This is a genomic window from Pseudomonas sp. PA-5-4B (assembly GCF_021606215.1).
Taxonomy (GTDB): Bacteria; Pseudomonadota; Gammaproteobacteria; order Pseudomonadales; family Pseudomonadaceae; genus Aquipseudomonas; species Aquipseudomonas edaphica.
The window spans coordinates 19150-32882 of the sequence record NZ_WKDB01000007.1 but is presented as its reverse complement, the minus strand read 5'-3'; the positions used below and the strand labels follow the sequence as shown (position 1 = coordinate 32882).

General features: G+C 59.5%; 14 protein-coding genes. 8 read left to right on the top strand and 6 right to left on the bottom strand.

All coding sequences use genetic code 11. The annotated features are described in order from the left end of the window. Positions 1-76 precede the first annotated feature (76 nt). The gene (locus tag GIW28_RS05545) at positions 77-550 is read left to right on the top strand and encodes an Lrp/AsnC family transcriptional regulator (protein WP_003176072.1); all 474 of its coding nucleotides are present in this window, start codon (positions 77-79) and stop codon (positions 548-550) included. Between the two features lie 109 nt (positions 551-659). Here GIW28_RS05545 and catA read toward each other — a convergent pair whose 3' ends face one another. The 3 genes from catA to GIW28_RS05530 are packed head-to-tail and all read right to left on the bottom strand — an operon-like array spanning position 660 to position 3061. Further along, on the bottom strand, positions 660-1589 hold the full coding sequence (catA, locus tag GIW28_RS05540; protein ID WP_236447454.1) for a catechol 1,2-dioxygenase: 930 nt from the start codon (positions 1587-1589) through the stop codon (positions 660-662). Between the two features lie 41 nt (positions 1590-1630). Further along, entirely contained in the window at positions 1631-1921 is a 291-nt protein-coding gene (gene catC, locus GIW28_RS05535) for a muconolactone Delta-isomerase (RefSeq protein ID WP_017137960.1), read from the bottom strand. Between the two features lie 12 nt (positions 1922-1933). Further along, positions 1934-3061: a muconate cycloisomerase family protein gene (locus GIW28_RS05530; RefSeq protein ID WP_236447453.1), complete on the bottom strand. Its 1128-nt coding sequence runs from the start codon at positions 3059-3061 to the stop codon at positions 1934-1936. 114 nt (positions 3062-3175) lie between these two features. On the opposite strand from GIW28_RS05530, the gene GIW28_RS05525 reads away from it, so the two are divergent. Next, positions 3176-4051, top strand: a complete 876-nt coding sequence (locus tag GIW28_RS05525; RefSeq protein ID WP_017137962.1) for a LysR family transcriptional regulator — start codon at positions 3176-3178, stop codon at positions 4049-4051. A gap of 133 nt (positions 4052-4184) precedes the next feature. Here the strand turns inward: GIW28_RS05525 and GIW28_RS05520 are convergent, their stop codons facing one another. Beyond that, positions 4185-5177: an AraC family transcriptional regulator gene (locus tag GIW28_RS05520; protein ID WP_017137963.1), complete on the bottom strand. Its 993-nt coding sequence runs from the start codon at positions 5175-5177 to the stop codon at positions 4185-4187. A 313-nt stretch (positions 5178-5490) separates the two neighbouring features. Between GIW28_RS05520 and antA the strand changes: the two genes are divergently transcribed. The 4 genes from antA (at position 5491) to GIW28_RS05500 (ending at position 9972) form a co-directional block, all read left to right on the top strand. After that, positions 5491-6882 (top strand): anthranilate 1,2-dioxygenase large subunit, encoded by a 1392-nt coding sequence (antA, locus tag GIW28_RS05515; protein ID WP_170040483.1) that lies wholly within the window; start codon positions 5491-5493, stop codon positions 6880-6882. Beyond that, positions 6882-7373 carry an anthranilate 1,2-dioxygenase small subunit gene (antB, locus tag GIW28_RS05510; RefSeq protein WP_236447452.1) on the top strand — a complete coding sequence of 164 codons (492 nt, stop codon included), beginning with the start codon at positions 6882-6884 and terminating at the stop codon, positions 7371-7373. The genes antA and antB overlap by 1 nt, the downstream gene beginning before the upstream one ends. 116 nt (positions 7374-7489) lie before the next feature. Then, positions 7490-8497, top strand: coding sequence for an anthranilate 1,2-dioxygenase electron transfer component AntC (gene antC / locus GIW28_RS05505; RefSeq protein ID WP_169988467.1), 1008 nt, complete (start codon positions 7490-7492; stop codon positions 8495-8497). A gap of 71 nt (positions 8498-8568) precedes the next feature. Continuing rightward, positions 8569-9972, top strand: a complete 1404-nt coding sequence (locus GIW28_RS05500; protein WP_017137967.1) for an amino acid permease — start codon at positions 8569-8571, stop codon at positions 9970-9972. A gap of 143 nt (positions 9973-10115) precedes the next feature. Here the strand turns inward: GIW28_RS05500 and kynA are convergent, their stop codons facing one another. After that, positions 10116-10973 carry a tryptophan 2,3-dioxygenase gene (gene kynA, locus GIW28_RS05495; RefSeq protein ID WP_017137968.1) on the bottom strand — a complete coding sequence of 286 codons (858 nt, stop codon included), beginning with the start codon at positions 10971-10973 and terminating at the stop codon, positions 10116-10118. After that, positions 10970-11620 (bottom strand): arylformamidase, encoded by a 651-nt coding sequence (kynB, locus tag GIW28_RS05490; RefSeq protein WP_017137969.1) that lies wholly within the window; start codon positions 11618-11620, stop codon positions 10970-10972. The genes kynA and kynB overlap by 4 nt, the downstream gene beginning before the upstream one ends. A gap of 372 nt (positions 11621-11992) precedes the next feature. Here kynB and GIW28_RS05485 point away from each other — a divergent pair, with 372 nt between their 5' ends. Together GIW28_RS05485 and GIW28_RS05480 are read left to right on the top strand one after the other, a co-directional pair. Beyond that, entirely contained in the window at positions 11993-12337 is a 345-nt protein-coding gene (locus tag GIW28_RS05485; protein ID WP_010566207.1) for a cupin domain-containing protein, read from the top strand. Between the two features lie 105 nt (positions 12338-12442). Beyond that, positions 12443-13693: an OprD family porin gene (locus tag GIW28_RS05480; protein WP_236447451.1), complete on the top strand. Its 1251-nt coding sequence runs from the start codon at positions 12443-12445 to the stop codon at positions 13691-13693. The last annotated feature ends 40 nt before the right edge of the window (positions 13694-13733 follow it).

Genomic DNA, 13733 nt, shown 5'->3' with positions numbered 1-13733 from the left:
AAAGTGGTGGGTAACAGGCTAATTAAGCTGTAGGAAATTCGAATTTAACCCCCAAATACGCGGATTTATTCTAACCATGATTCTCGACGCCACCGACCTGCGCCTCCTGCATTTTTTGCAACAGGATGGCCGCATCAGCAACCAGGAACTGGCGGAAAAAGTCGCCCTCTCGCCCTCCGCCTGCCTGCGCCGTTTGCGCCTGCTGGAGAGCGAAGGAATCATCAGCGGCTACCGCGCCGTGTTGAATGCCGAGCAGCTGGGGATTGAGCTTGAGGCCATCGTGCACCTGTCGTTGCGCCAGGATGTGGAGGACTGGCACGAGACGTTTATCAAGAAGGTGCAAGGCTGGCCGGAGGTGGCCAGTGCCTATGTAATTACGGGTGCAAGCAACTATGTGTTGCGTGTGCAGGCGCGCAACCTCAAGCACTTTTCCGACTTTATCGTGAACCACCTGAACCGCACGGCCGGGGTGATGGATATTCGTTCGGAGATTGTGTTGCAGAAGATCAAGGACCGGGATGAGGTGTTGGATCTGGTGGTGCGCAAATAACCGCAACACTACAAAACCTGTGGGAGCTGGCTTGCCTGCGATAGCGGTGGTGCATTCACCATTGCTATCGCAGGCAAGCCAGCTCCCACATTTTTTTGACCGCGTTTAATCAGTCTTCGAGGGCACGAACGCGCTGCATACGTTGCTGCTCTTGCGGCGCAGCAGACGACTGCAACTCAAAGTCAAAATCAATCTGCGCAAACCGCCCTTGCACCCCAAACTCGCGCGCCAATTGCTGATCGTCACTAAAGCGAATCTCGGCGATCAACTCATCGCGCGTCGCGTAGGCAAAATCATCATGCAGGTACGGGTCGTCCGACAGGTTGATCTGCGTGGTCAGGTGCCGGTGCCCCGGCGCCGAGATGAAGAAGTGAATATGCGCCGGCCGCTGCCCGTGGCGACCCAACTGGTCGAGCAGTTGTTGAGTCGGCCCGGTCGGCGGGCAGCCATAACCGGACGGCACGATGCTACGAAAACGATAGTTGCCCTGGGCATCGGTCTCAATGCGCCGACGCAGGTTGAACTCCGATTGCGTTGGGTCAAACCACGAATAGGTGCCACCCGTGTTGGCCTGCCACACATCCACAATCGCACCCGCCAACGGCTTGCCGTCGGTGTCGCGCACTTGCCCGCGCATAAACAGCGGCACTGCGTCGTCCTTGCCATCGTCCAGCCGCGCTTCGTATTGGCTCAGCGGCGCGCCGGCCACGTACAGCGGGCCTTCGATGGTGCGTGGCGTACCGCCGGATTTGCCGGCCTCTTCGTCCGCAGCGTCCATCAGCAAGTCCAGGTAATGCTCCAGGCCCAAGCCGGCAGCCAGCAAACCCGCCTCCTGATTTTTACCCAATTCATTGAGGTAATTGACCGCCTTCCAGAACTCTTCCGGGGTCACTTCCAGGTCTTCGATGATGTTTACCGTATCGCGCAGGATCCGGTAGATCAGCGCCTTGGCGCGCGGGTTGCCGCCGTCGTTATGGTTGCCGCTGGCTTCTTCGAGAAACGCCTGGGCATGGGCAGTCTGGGACAGTCGGATGGACATGGTGCAATCCTCATCTTGTAATTATTGGGTGCAAAACAGGCTCAACGGTCGTCCTCATGGATCGACGAAGGGTGTCGGCACAGGGCGTTCACTTCGATGGCCATGTAGGGAAAAAGCGGCAGTTGCATCAGCAGGTCGTGCAGGTCTTGCACGCTGTCGACGTCGAACACGCTGTAGTTGGCGTAGTGCCCGGCGATTCGCCACAAGTGGCGCCATTTGCCCTCCTGTTGCAGGCGCTGCGCCAGGGCTTTCTCCTCGGCCTTGAGGGTGGCGGCGCGCTCGGGGTTCATGTCCAGCGGCAGGTTCACGGTCATTTTTACGTGGAACAACATGGCAGGCGCCTCTTAGTGTTTGTCACGACGCAAGAACGCCAAGCGTTCTTCATCAATGGCCAGGCCCAGGCCCGGTGCGGTGGAGACATGCAGCTCGAAATCGCGGTAAACCGGCGGTTCGGTGAGAATGTCTTCGGTGAGCAGCAGTGGGCCGAACAGTTCGGTGCCCCACACCAGCGTGTTCAGCGTGAGAAAGGCATGCGCCGACGCCAATGTGCCGATGCCGCCTTCGAGCATGGTGCCGCCGTACAAGCCGATGCCCGCCGCCTCGGCAATCGCGGCGGTGCGCAACACCGCCCGTGGGCCGCCGTTTTTGGCTATCTTGAGCGCGAACACCGAAGCCGCGCCTTCGCGGGCCAGGTTGAAGGCGTCTTCGACACATTCAATGGATTCATCGGCCATGATCGGCGCCGGGCTCGACAGGTTGAGCCGGGCCATGCCGCCACGGTTATTGCGCGAAATCGGCTGCTCGATCAGGTCAATGCCGTTATCGCCCAGCACCTTGCAGGCGCGCAGGGCCACGGCTTCGTCCCAGGCCTGGTTGACGTCGACACGCACACTGGCACGCTCGCCCAGGGCTTTTTTGATCGCGATCACATGGGCCAGGTCGCGATCGACCTCTCCAGCGCCGATCTTCAACTTGAAGAGGCGATGACGGCGCAGGTCGAGCATCTTTTCGGCCTCGGCGATGTCCTGTTCGGTGTTGCCGCTGGCCAAGGTCCAGGCCACCGGCAAGGCGTCACGTACACGCCCGCCGAGCAGTTCGCTCACCGGCAGGTTCAGGCGTTTGCCCAGTGCATCGAGCAAGGCGCTTTCGATGCCGGATTTGGCAAAGGTATTGCCGCGAATGCTGCGCTCCAGGCGCAACATGGCGGCGTTGATATTGCTCGCGTCCTGGCCAATCAGCAGCGGCGCGAAGTGACGGTCAATGTTGACCTTGATGCTGTCCGGGCTTTCGTTGCCATAGCTCAAACCGCCGATGGTGGTGGACTCGCCGATGCCTTCAATGCCGTCGGCGCAGCGCAGGCGGATGATCACCAACGTCTGGTTTTGCATGGTGTGCATCGCCAACTTGTGCGGGCGAATGGTGGGAAGGTCGACGATGATGGTCTCGATCGACTCGATGGCGCAAATCGGCATGGCTATACCCGTTGGGTTCTTTATAGATTTGAGCCGATTCTGTGCCGTATCTTTAAAGGCTTCCAATATAGAATGGGTCTCGCACGATACCCTCAAGGTATAAAAGGAACCGTCATGGAACTGCGTCATCTTCGCTATTTCCAGGTGCTGGGTGAAACCCTCAACTTCACCCGCGCGGCCGAACGCCTGCACATCGCCCAGCCGCCATTGAGCCGGCAGATCCAGCAACTGGAAGATGAACTGGGCGTGATGTTGCTGGAACGCGGCCGCCCGTTGCGGCTGACCGAAGCCGGGCGATTTTTCTATGAGCACGCCAATGTGCTGCTGGAACAACTGGCCAAGGTTTGCGATACCACGCGGCGCATCGGCCAGGGCGAAAAGACCTGGCTGGGCATCGGCTTTGCGCCATCGACCCTGTATGGCGTGCTGCCGGAGTTGATACGGCGGCTGCGCAACCATGAGGCGCTGGAGCTGGAATTGGGCTTGTCGGAGATGACCACCCTGCAGCAAGTCGAGGCGCTCAAGGCCGGGCGCATTGATGTGGGTTTCGGGCGCATTCGCATCGACGACCCGGCCATCGTCCAGCGCGTGCTGGTGGAAGATCGACTGGTGGCCGTATTGCCCGCCGGCCACTCGCTGCTGGGCGCGCCCGCCACCCTCGCGCAATTGGCCGCAGAGCCGTTTGTGCTCTACCCCGGCAACCCGCGCCCCAGCTATGCCGACCATGTGATCGCGCTGTTCGACGCCCATGGCTTGAGCCTCAAGGTGGTGCAGTGGACCAACGAGTTGCAGACGGCCATCGGGCTGGTGGGCGCGGGAATGGGCGTGACGCTGGTGCCGGCCTCGGTGCAGGTGTTGCACCGGGCGGATATCGGCTACACGCCGATTGTGGAAGCCACTGCGACCTCGCCGATTATCCTGAGCAGGCGAGTGAATGATCAGTCGCCAGGGCTGAGTCATTGTTTGCAGTTGGTTGAGGAGTTGATCTGAAACCCTCCAAACACCGCAATTCCCCTGTGGGAGCTGGCTTGCCTGCGATAGCGGTGGGTCAGTTAACCAGGATGCCAACGGGTCCACCGCTATCGCAGGCAAGCCAGCTCCCACAGTTTGATCTTCATACAGTTCAGAGACTGCGCAGGCGTTTGCGCTGCAGGGTCTGGCTGGGGGATTCATCGAAGAGTTTGCGGTACTCCGCCGAAAACCGTCCCAAGTGGGTAAAGCCCCAGCCCAGCGCGATCTCGGAGATGGTGCGGATTGAACCATGCTCGAGGATTTCCTGGCGCACGACACCCAGTCGGTACTTCTTCAAATACGCCATCGGCGACAGTGCAAAGTATTTACGAAACGCATCGAACAGCTTGAACCGCGACACACCCGCAGCCGCTTCCAGGTCTTCCAAATGGATCGCCTCGCGGGCGTTGTCGTGGATGTATTGCCGCGCCCGAATCAGGTAATGCGGCAGCTTCACGCCGAGCACGTCGCGCAATTCTTCTGAATAGTTGTTCGGCTGGGCCAGGATCAAACCCTTGATCAACGAGCTTTCCAGATCCCGCGTAAACGCCGCCTGCTCATACAACTCGCTGCTGCACTCAAGCTCCGCAATAAAGTAGCGCGCCATGCGCCACCACGATGCCGAAGCACCGTCCACCGCATCCATCACCGACTCAAACCGCAGTGGCGCTTCAATCGGCCGTTGCAGCAACCCTTCCAGCGACTCACTCATCGCCGCCCGCGTAATCACCACCTGCAACTTGCGACAATCACCGGAAATCGCCAGCACCTGATGCTCGTTAGGCGACAAAATCACGCCTTGGTCACGGTTGGAACTCAGGCGCTCGCCGTTCTTGCTCAATTCCTGCTCGCCCACCAACGGCAGGCTCAGGCTGTAGCTGCTGAAGTGCTCGGCGTCTTCGATATCAATGGTCACATCGGTGCCGTACTCGATCACGCCCAAGGTGGTGGCGCGGGACTTGAACACATTGGCGCTGTGGTGAAAACGCAGGCGCTCGGGCGTGCTTGTCGCCAGGCGGTGCGGCCCGCAGATGCCGGACATCCAGCTGCAGGCGCCCTCCAGGTCGAAGCGTTGAATATGGATCTCGCGTGTATGGCTACTCATCAGGGTGCACCCACGGCGGTTAGGCGGTTGCGCGCTCTGGCGGCGCGTCGTTGGCAATCGACAGCAAGTTCTACGCCACGCCCGCCTGAATGCAACCGGGTGGATAGCAAGCGTCGACTATGTGGATAAGCCGCAGGCATTTGCGACCTTCCTTTGGTATGACAGTAGCGCATGGCGTCACCTGGGCGCACTGAACTGGGTATTTGCTGCCCAATTTTGCGGCCTGCCTTCACCCATTAAGCGGATAGCCCGCGCCCTGCCCCACTGCCTCTAATAACCCACCGATTAGCCCCTATCAAAAAAGGTGCCTCCCATGAGTGGTGCAAGAAGCGTCGAGCAGTGGAAAACGTTTATCGAAGGTTGCCTGGACTTTCGGCCGGTGGATGAAGTGTTTCGCATCGCCCGCGACATGTTCACCGAGCCCGAACTGTTCGACCTGGAGATGGAACTGATCTTCGAAAAAAACTGGATCTACGCCTGCCACGAAAGTGAACTGGCCAATAACCACGACTTCGTGACCATGCGCGCCGGGCGCCAGCCGATGATCATCACCCGCGACGGCGAAGGCCAACTCAATGCGCTGATCAACGCTTGCCAGCATCGTGGCACCACACTGACCCGCGTCGGCAAGGGCAACCAATCGACCTTTACCTGCCCGTTCCACGCCTGGTGCTACAAGAGCGACGGCCGGCTGGTGAAGGTCAAGGCGCCGGGCGAGTACCCGGAAGGTTTCGACAAAGCCACACGCGGCCTGAAAAAAGCCCGTATCGAAAGCTACAAGGGCTTTGTGTTCATCAGCCTCAACGTGCAAGGCACCGACAGCCTGGAAGACTTCCTCGGTGACGCCAAAGTGTTCTTCGACATGATGGTCGCGCAGTCGGCCACCGGTGAGCTGGAAGTGTTGCCGGGCAAATCCGCCTACACCTACGACGGCAACTGGAAACTGCAAAACGAAAACGGCCTGGACGGTTATCACGTCAGCACCGTGCACTACAACTACGTGGCCACGGTGCAGCATCGTCAGCAGGTGAATACCGAAAACGGCAGCGCGTCCGCCAGCACACTGGACTACAGCAAACTCGGCGCCGGCGACGCGAATACCGATGACGGCTGGTTCGCCTTCAACAACGGCCACAGCGTGCTGTTCAGCGACATGCCCAACCCCAGCGTGCGCTCGGGCTACGCCACCATCATGCCGCGCCTGGTGGAAGAACACGGCCAGCAGAAAGCCGAGTGGATGATGCACCGCCTGCGCAACCTGAACATCTACCCGAGCCTGTTCTTTCTCGACCAGATCAGCTCGCAGCTGCGCATCATCCGCCCGGTGGCGTGGAACAAGACCGAGATCATCAGCCAGTGCCTGGGCGTGAAAAACGAGTCGGATGCCGACCGCGAAAACCGCATTCGCCAGTTTGAGGATTTCTTCAACGTATCGGGCATGGGCACGCCGGATGATCTGGTGGAGTTTCGCGAAGCCCAGCGCGGTTTCCAGGGCCGCCTGGAACGCTGGAGCGATATCTCACGGGGCAGCCATCGCTGGGAAACCGGCCCTACGCCGAACAGCAAAGCCATCGGCATTCAACCGGCCATGACCGGCACCGAATTCACCCACGAAGGCCTGTATGTGAACCAGCATCGCAACTGGCAGCAATTTCTGCTCAAAGGCCTGGACCAGCAAGCGCTGACACTGCGGGAGGTGAAGTGATGGATGCCCAATTGCAGTACCGGATCGAGCAATTCTTCTACCGCAAATCCGAGCTGTGCGACGCCCAGGACTGGGACGCCTATGTGCAGCTGTTCGACCCGCAGAGCGAGTTTCACTTGCCGCAATGGGACTCGGAGCACGTGTACACCCGCGACCCCAAACGCGAAATGTCGCTGATCTACTACGCCAACCGTTCGGGCCTGGAAGACCGCGTGTTCCGTTTGCGCACCGGCAAGGCGGCGTCGGCCACGCCGATGCCGCGCACCTTGCACTTGATCAATAACGTGCGGATCGCCGAGCAGGCAGACGGCACGCTGGAGGTGAAGGTGAACTGGCACACGCTGTTCTATCGCCTGGCCACCTCAGAGCAGTTTTACGGGCCTGCCACTTACCACCTCAAGCCGGATGGGGACAGCTGGCTGATCACCCGCAAGCACGCACTGTTGCTCAACGACACCATCAACTCGGTGCTGGATTTCTATCACCTCTAATACAACACCCCACCCACTGTGGCGAGGGAGCTTGCTCCCGGTTGACCGGGCTGGCGCTCCAGTGCGCAGCGGGAGCAAGCTCCCTCGCCACAGGTTATGCGCGCGGAGAACAACATATGAATCACAAAGTGGCCTTCAGTTTTGCCGACGGCAAGACCCTGTTTTTCCCGGTAGGCGCGAATGAAATCCTGCTGGATGCGGCATTGCGCAACGGCATCAAGATCCCGCTCGATTGCCGCGAAGGCGTGTGCGGCACCTGCCAGGGTCGTTGCGAGTCCGGCGATTACACCCAGGATTATGTCGACGACGAAGCCCTCTCCAGCCTCGACCTCAAGCAACGGAAGATGCTCAGTTGCCAGACGCGGGTGCAGTCCGACGCTACGTTCTACTTCGATTTTGATTCGAGCCTGTGCAACGCGCCGGGGCCGGTACACGTGCGCGGCAAGGTCAGCGAAGTGCAGCAGGTGTCGGCCAGCACCGCGATTTTGCAGGTGACCCTGGACAACCCGCTGGACTTCCTGCCCGGCCAATACGCCCGCCTGGCGGTGCCCGGCACCGACAGTTGGCGTTCGTACTCCTTCGCCAACCGGCCGGGTAATCAACTGCAGTTTCTGGTGCGCCTGCTGCCCGATGGTGTCATGAGCAACTACCTGCGCGAGCGCTGCCAGGTCGGTGATCAAGTGCTGATGGAGGCGCCATTGGGTGCCTTCTACCTCAGGCATGTCACCCGGCCGCTGATACTGGTGGCCGGCGGCACTGGCTTGTCGGCCTTGCTGGGTATGCTCGATGAGCTGGCTGCCAACGGCTGCAACCAGCCGGTCCACTTGTATTACGGCGTGCGCGGGGCCGAGGACTTGTGCGAAGCACAACGCATCGAAGCCTACACCTCGACAATCCCCGACTTTCGCTACACCGAAGTGCTCAGCGCCCCGTCACCCGAGTGGCCTGGCAAACGCGGTTACCTCACCGAACATTTCGACCTGGCCGAATTGCGGGACAGTTCGGCCGATATGTACGTATGCGGCCCCCCTCCAATGGTCGAATCCATCCAACAATGGCTGGCGGATCAGACACTTGATGGCGTTCAGCTGTATTACGAAAAGTTTACGCAGAGTAATATCTGACCCTCAGCAGTTCTGAGGGGCTGATGCGGCGTGCACTCACCCTCAAGAAAAACAAGTAGAAGGGAATGTTAATGGCGGATGACATGGTTAACCCGGTGGGCCTCAAGCGTGGCCTGAAGAACCGGCACATTCAGCTGATCGCCTTGGGAGGGGCGATTGGCACAGGGTTGTTCCTTGGCTCGGCCGGGGTGCTCAAGTCGGCGGGGCCGTCCATGATCCTGGGCTACGCGATTGCCGGTTTCATCGCGTTCCTGATCATGCGCCAGCTTGGCGAGATGATCGTCGAAGAGCCGGTGGCCGGCTCCTTCAGCCACTTCGCCCACAAATACTGGGGCGGTTACGCAGGTTTCCTCGCGGGCTGGAACTACTGGGTGCTCTACGTGCTGGTGGGCATGGCCGAACTGACAGCCGTGGGCAAATACATCCAGTTCTGGTGGCCGGAGATTCCGACCTGGGTCAGCGCGCTGGTGTTCTTTGTCGCGGTCAACCTGATCAACACCCTCAACGTGAAGTTCTTCGGTGAAGCCGAGTTCTGGTTCGCGATCATCAAGGTGGTGGCGATTGTCGGCATGATCGTGCTCGGTTGTTACCTGCTGTTCAGCGGCACCGGTGGCCCGCAAGCCTCGGTGAGCAACCTGTGGAGCCACGGCGGGTTCTTCCCCAATGGCGGCATGGGGCTGTTGATGTCGATGGCGTTCATCATGTTCTCGTTCGGCGGCCTGGAGCTGGTGGGTATCACCGCAGCCGAGGCCAGCGAGCCGCGCAAAGTGATCCCCAAGGCGATCAACCAGGTGGTCTACCGCATCCTGATTTTCTACGTCGGCGCGCTGACCGTGCTGCTGTCGCTGTACCCGTGGGACCAACTGCTGCAAACACTCGGCGCGTCGGGCGATGCCTACAGCGGCAGCCCGTTTGTACAGATCTTCTCGCTGATCGGTAACGACACCGCCGCGCACATTCTCAACTTCGTGGTGCTGACCGCGGCGCTGTCGGTGTACAACAGCGGCGTGTACTGCAACAGCCGCATGCTGTTCGGCCTGGCCGAGCAAGGCGATGCGCCCAAAGCGCTGATGAAACTCAACAAACAAGGCGTGCCGATTCGCGCCCTGGCCATTTCGGCGCTGGTGACGATGCTGTGCGTGGTGGTCAACTACGTCGCGCCGCACAGTGCGCTGGAACTGCTGTTTGCGCTGGTGGTTGCCTCGCTGATGATCAACTGGGCACTGATCAGCCTCACCCACATCAAGTTCCGCAAGGCCATGGGCGAGCAAGGCGTGACGCCGTCGTTCAAGACCTTCTGGTTCCCGTTCAGCAACTACCTGTGCCTGGCGTTCATGGTGATGATCATCAGCGTGATGCTGGCGATTCCGGGGATTAACAACTCGGTGTATGCGATGCCGGTTTGGGTGGGGATTATCTACATTGCCTACCGGTTGCGGATTAGAAAAAGCAACGCGGTAGTGAACGCACGGTGATCCCTGTGGGAGCCGGGCTTGCCCGCGATGGCGGTGGGTCAGTCAGTGGATGAGCTGGCTGACAGACCGCTATCGCAGGCAAGCCAGCTCCCACATTTGATTGCATTCCAGATGTAGAAAGCCCCGGAATTCCGGGGCTTTTTTTATAGCGTGGAACGCACTCGCCACAGTTCGGGGAACAGCACCGTGTCGAGCATCTTGCGCAGGTAACCCACGCCTTCGGTGCCACCGGTGCCGGGCTGGAAGCCAATGATGCGCTCCACCGTAGTCACATGCCGAAAGCGCCACTGGCGGAATGAGTCTTCCAGGTCGATAAACTTCTCGGCCAACTGATACAAATCCCAATACCGACTCGGGTCGCGATACACCTCGCGCCACGCCGCCTCCACCGACTCATCATGAACCGTGGCCGCCGTCGGGTCGCGTTCGGCGCGTTTGGGGTCAATCGCCAGACCCGCTTTAACCATCAGATTAATCGCCTCGTCGTACAGCGACGGCGTGGCAATCGCCACTTTCAACTCGTTCAACAATTCTGGCCGATGCGCGTGCGGCCGCAACAGCGCTGCGCTTTTATTGCCAAGGATAAATTCGATCTCACGGTACTGGAACGACTGGAACCCCGACGACTGCCCCAGAAACGGGCGAATCGCCTTGTACTCCGACGGCGTCATGGTCGCCAGCACGGCCCAGGCATGCACCAGTTGATCGAAGATCCGTGACACTCGCGCCAGCATCTTGAATGCCGGCGGCAACTCGCCCAGGCGCACGTGCTCGCGGGCGGCCTTGAGTTCGTGGAGCATCAGTTTCATCCACAGCTCTGAAGTCTGGTGCTGGATGATAAAGAGCATTTCGTTGTGATCGGGCGACAGCGGGTGCTGGGCGCTGAGGACTTTGCCCAGGTCCAGGTAGTCGCCGTAGCTCATGGACTCGGAAAAATTCAGTTCGGCGTTATGCCATTCTTCCGGCGGCTGGTAATCAGGTGAAAAGGGACACTGGCTCATCGCGTGGGCTCCTTGAGCGGGCGGAGAATGGCACGGACGGGGCTGGCGTCCAGGTTGGCAAAACGCAACGGCAGCGCGATCAACTCATAGTCGCCCTCCGGTACATCATCAAGCACGATGCCTTCGAGAATCGCCATGCCATGGCGGGCCACGGCGTTGTGCGAATCCATGGTCTTGGACTGTTGCGGGTCCAGGGACGGTGTGTCGATACCGATCAGACGCACGCCCAGGCTGGCGAGCAGCTCAATGGTTTGTGGTGCGATGGCGGTGAAGTTCGAGTCCCACTCGGTCAGCGGTGCTTGTGGATAAGTGCGCAGTAGCACACGCTCAGGCAAGTTATCCACACGCCCTTGCAACTGATGCGGCTGCACCAGCGCGCCGCTGCCCAGGCAATGCAACACCCGGCACGGGCCCATGTACACATCCAGCGACACCTCGCCGATCGGCGCACCGTCGGCGCTGTAATGCAGCGGCGCGTCCACATGGGCGCCAGTGTGCGGCGAAAACGTCACGCGCCCCACATTCACCGGGCACTCCGGGCCAAACTGCCACACGCGCTCTTCCTGGAACGGCGTATCGCCCGGCCAGGTCGGCGTCGCCGTGCTCAAGGGCGGGCTGATATCCCACCACGTTTTTATTGGGTTCATTGCAAGGCTCTCACTCGTTCTTGGGTGAATGATACGAGGGCCAGCCGTGCATTTTCTTGCTAATTCCTGCGCAACACGGGAAATTTTTCGCAGTTACTGCGGAGAAATAGCGCTTTACCGCACAAACCTATCACTCAAGAGCGCCTCCTTTCCCTGTGGGAGCCGGGCTTGCCCGCGATGACGGCGGCACAGCTGCATCTCCAGTACCTGACACTCCGCTATCGCGGGCAAGCCCGCTCCCACATGGACTGCACAGCGTCTGAGAGATCGCATTCGGCTGCGCTTCTGGGCATCCCGATGTCGAGTTCAGACCACTGACACAACGCCCAAGGCCTTAGGGTTCATCTTTCCCTTCCCAGCCTCGGAGCCATCATGTCCAAGCCCATCACCGTACTGCGTGACACCCACCCGCTACCTGTCCTGGATGCCTGCAAATGGGAAAAGCTCGAGGGCGACCCGCACACCGTCAACCTCAACGCCTACACCAGCGAAGACGGCAGCAAGATCATGGGCACCTGGATCTGCACACCAGGCAAGTGGTACGTGGAATACGTGAAGTGGGAATATTGCCACTTCCAGGAAGGCTACTGCGTGATCACACCAGAAGGCCTGGAGCCGATTCACCTGCGCGCTGGGGATATCTTTGTGGTGGAACCCGGCATGAAGGGCACGTGGGAAGTGGTCGAGACCGTGCGTAAGTATTTTGTGTTTGCATAAGCAGCATCAGATAAATCCTTGGCCTGCTTCAGTTTTTCCCTAGCGTGAGTCCGGCCCCTTTAAAGCACCCTGCGATGAGTCTTCCCACTCACGCAGGCTGCCCAATTGAACGTCCTGACCAAAGTATGTGTGTTAAACATCTGTGTTTTTCTCGCACCCTCTGCCCTCGCTGACTTCATCAGTGACAGCACCGGCAAGCTTGAGCTGAAGAACTTTTACTTCAACCGTGACTACCGTGAGCCCAATGCCACGCAGTCCAAGCGCGAAGAATGGGCACAAGGTTTCGCGTTGCAAATTGAGTCCGGGTACACCGAAGGCACCGTGGGTGTTGGCGTCGATGTCCTCGCCATAGCGGGCTTCAAGCTTGATTCAAGTGCAGACCGAACCCGCTCCGGCTTATTGCCGGTGCGTCAATCCGGCAAAGCCGAAGACAGCTATGGCGAAGCCGCTTTTACGGCAAAATTCAGGGCTTCCCAAACGACGCTGAAAATCGGTGCGCTGGCCCCACCAGCGCTACCGATACTGGAAAAAAACGTCGGCCGCTTGCAGCCGCAGCTTTTCAAGGGCGCGCACCTGCGCTCCCAGGAACTCAAAGACCTGACGCTGGACGTGGGCAGAATTACCCACGTCAACCAGGTCGACTCAACCAACTATGAAGCGTTGGCGGTCGCCACCGGCGCACGCAGGAATATCGTGGTACGTGGGAAGAATCAATCGAATGCATTCGACTTTGCAGGCGGTAGTTACGCCGTCAACAAACAACTCACCGCCAGCTACTACTACAGCACGCTGGACAACCTCTACACCCAGCACGCGGGCAGCCTTCAACATACCTATGCAGTTGCCGAGGACCAAAGCCTGAAAAGTGAATTGCGTTACACGCGCTCTCTCGATAACGGCCAAACCAACATCGACAACACCGCAGTGGGTGCGATGCTGACCTACGCATGGGGGGCGCATAAATTGGGTGGTGCCTACCAAACCATGTCAGGCAACACAGGCCACGCAGCTGTAAGAGGAAGCTATCCCACACTGGTGAATTTTCTGCAGTACAGCGACTTCGCCAATAAGGATGAAAAATCCTGGCAAGTACGCTACGACTACGACTTCACCGCGCTGGGCGTTCCCGGCCTTTCCATGTTCACGCGCTATGCATCGGGCAGCAACGTCGACCGAGGGCCGGGCCGTTCGGACGGGCGTGAGTGGGAACGGGATATCGATGTGAGCTATGCCTTCCAGAATCCGACCCTGAAAAACGTCAAAGTCCGCTTACGCAACGCAATGATGCGCTCCAACTTTGAAAGCGATATAGACGAAACACGCTTGATCGTCAGCTACGAAAAGCCACTGTGGTAACCGGCAAAAACCCGAGAGCCCGCCCGACGCGGGCTCTCGG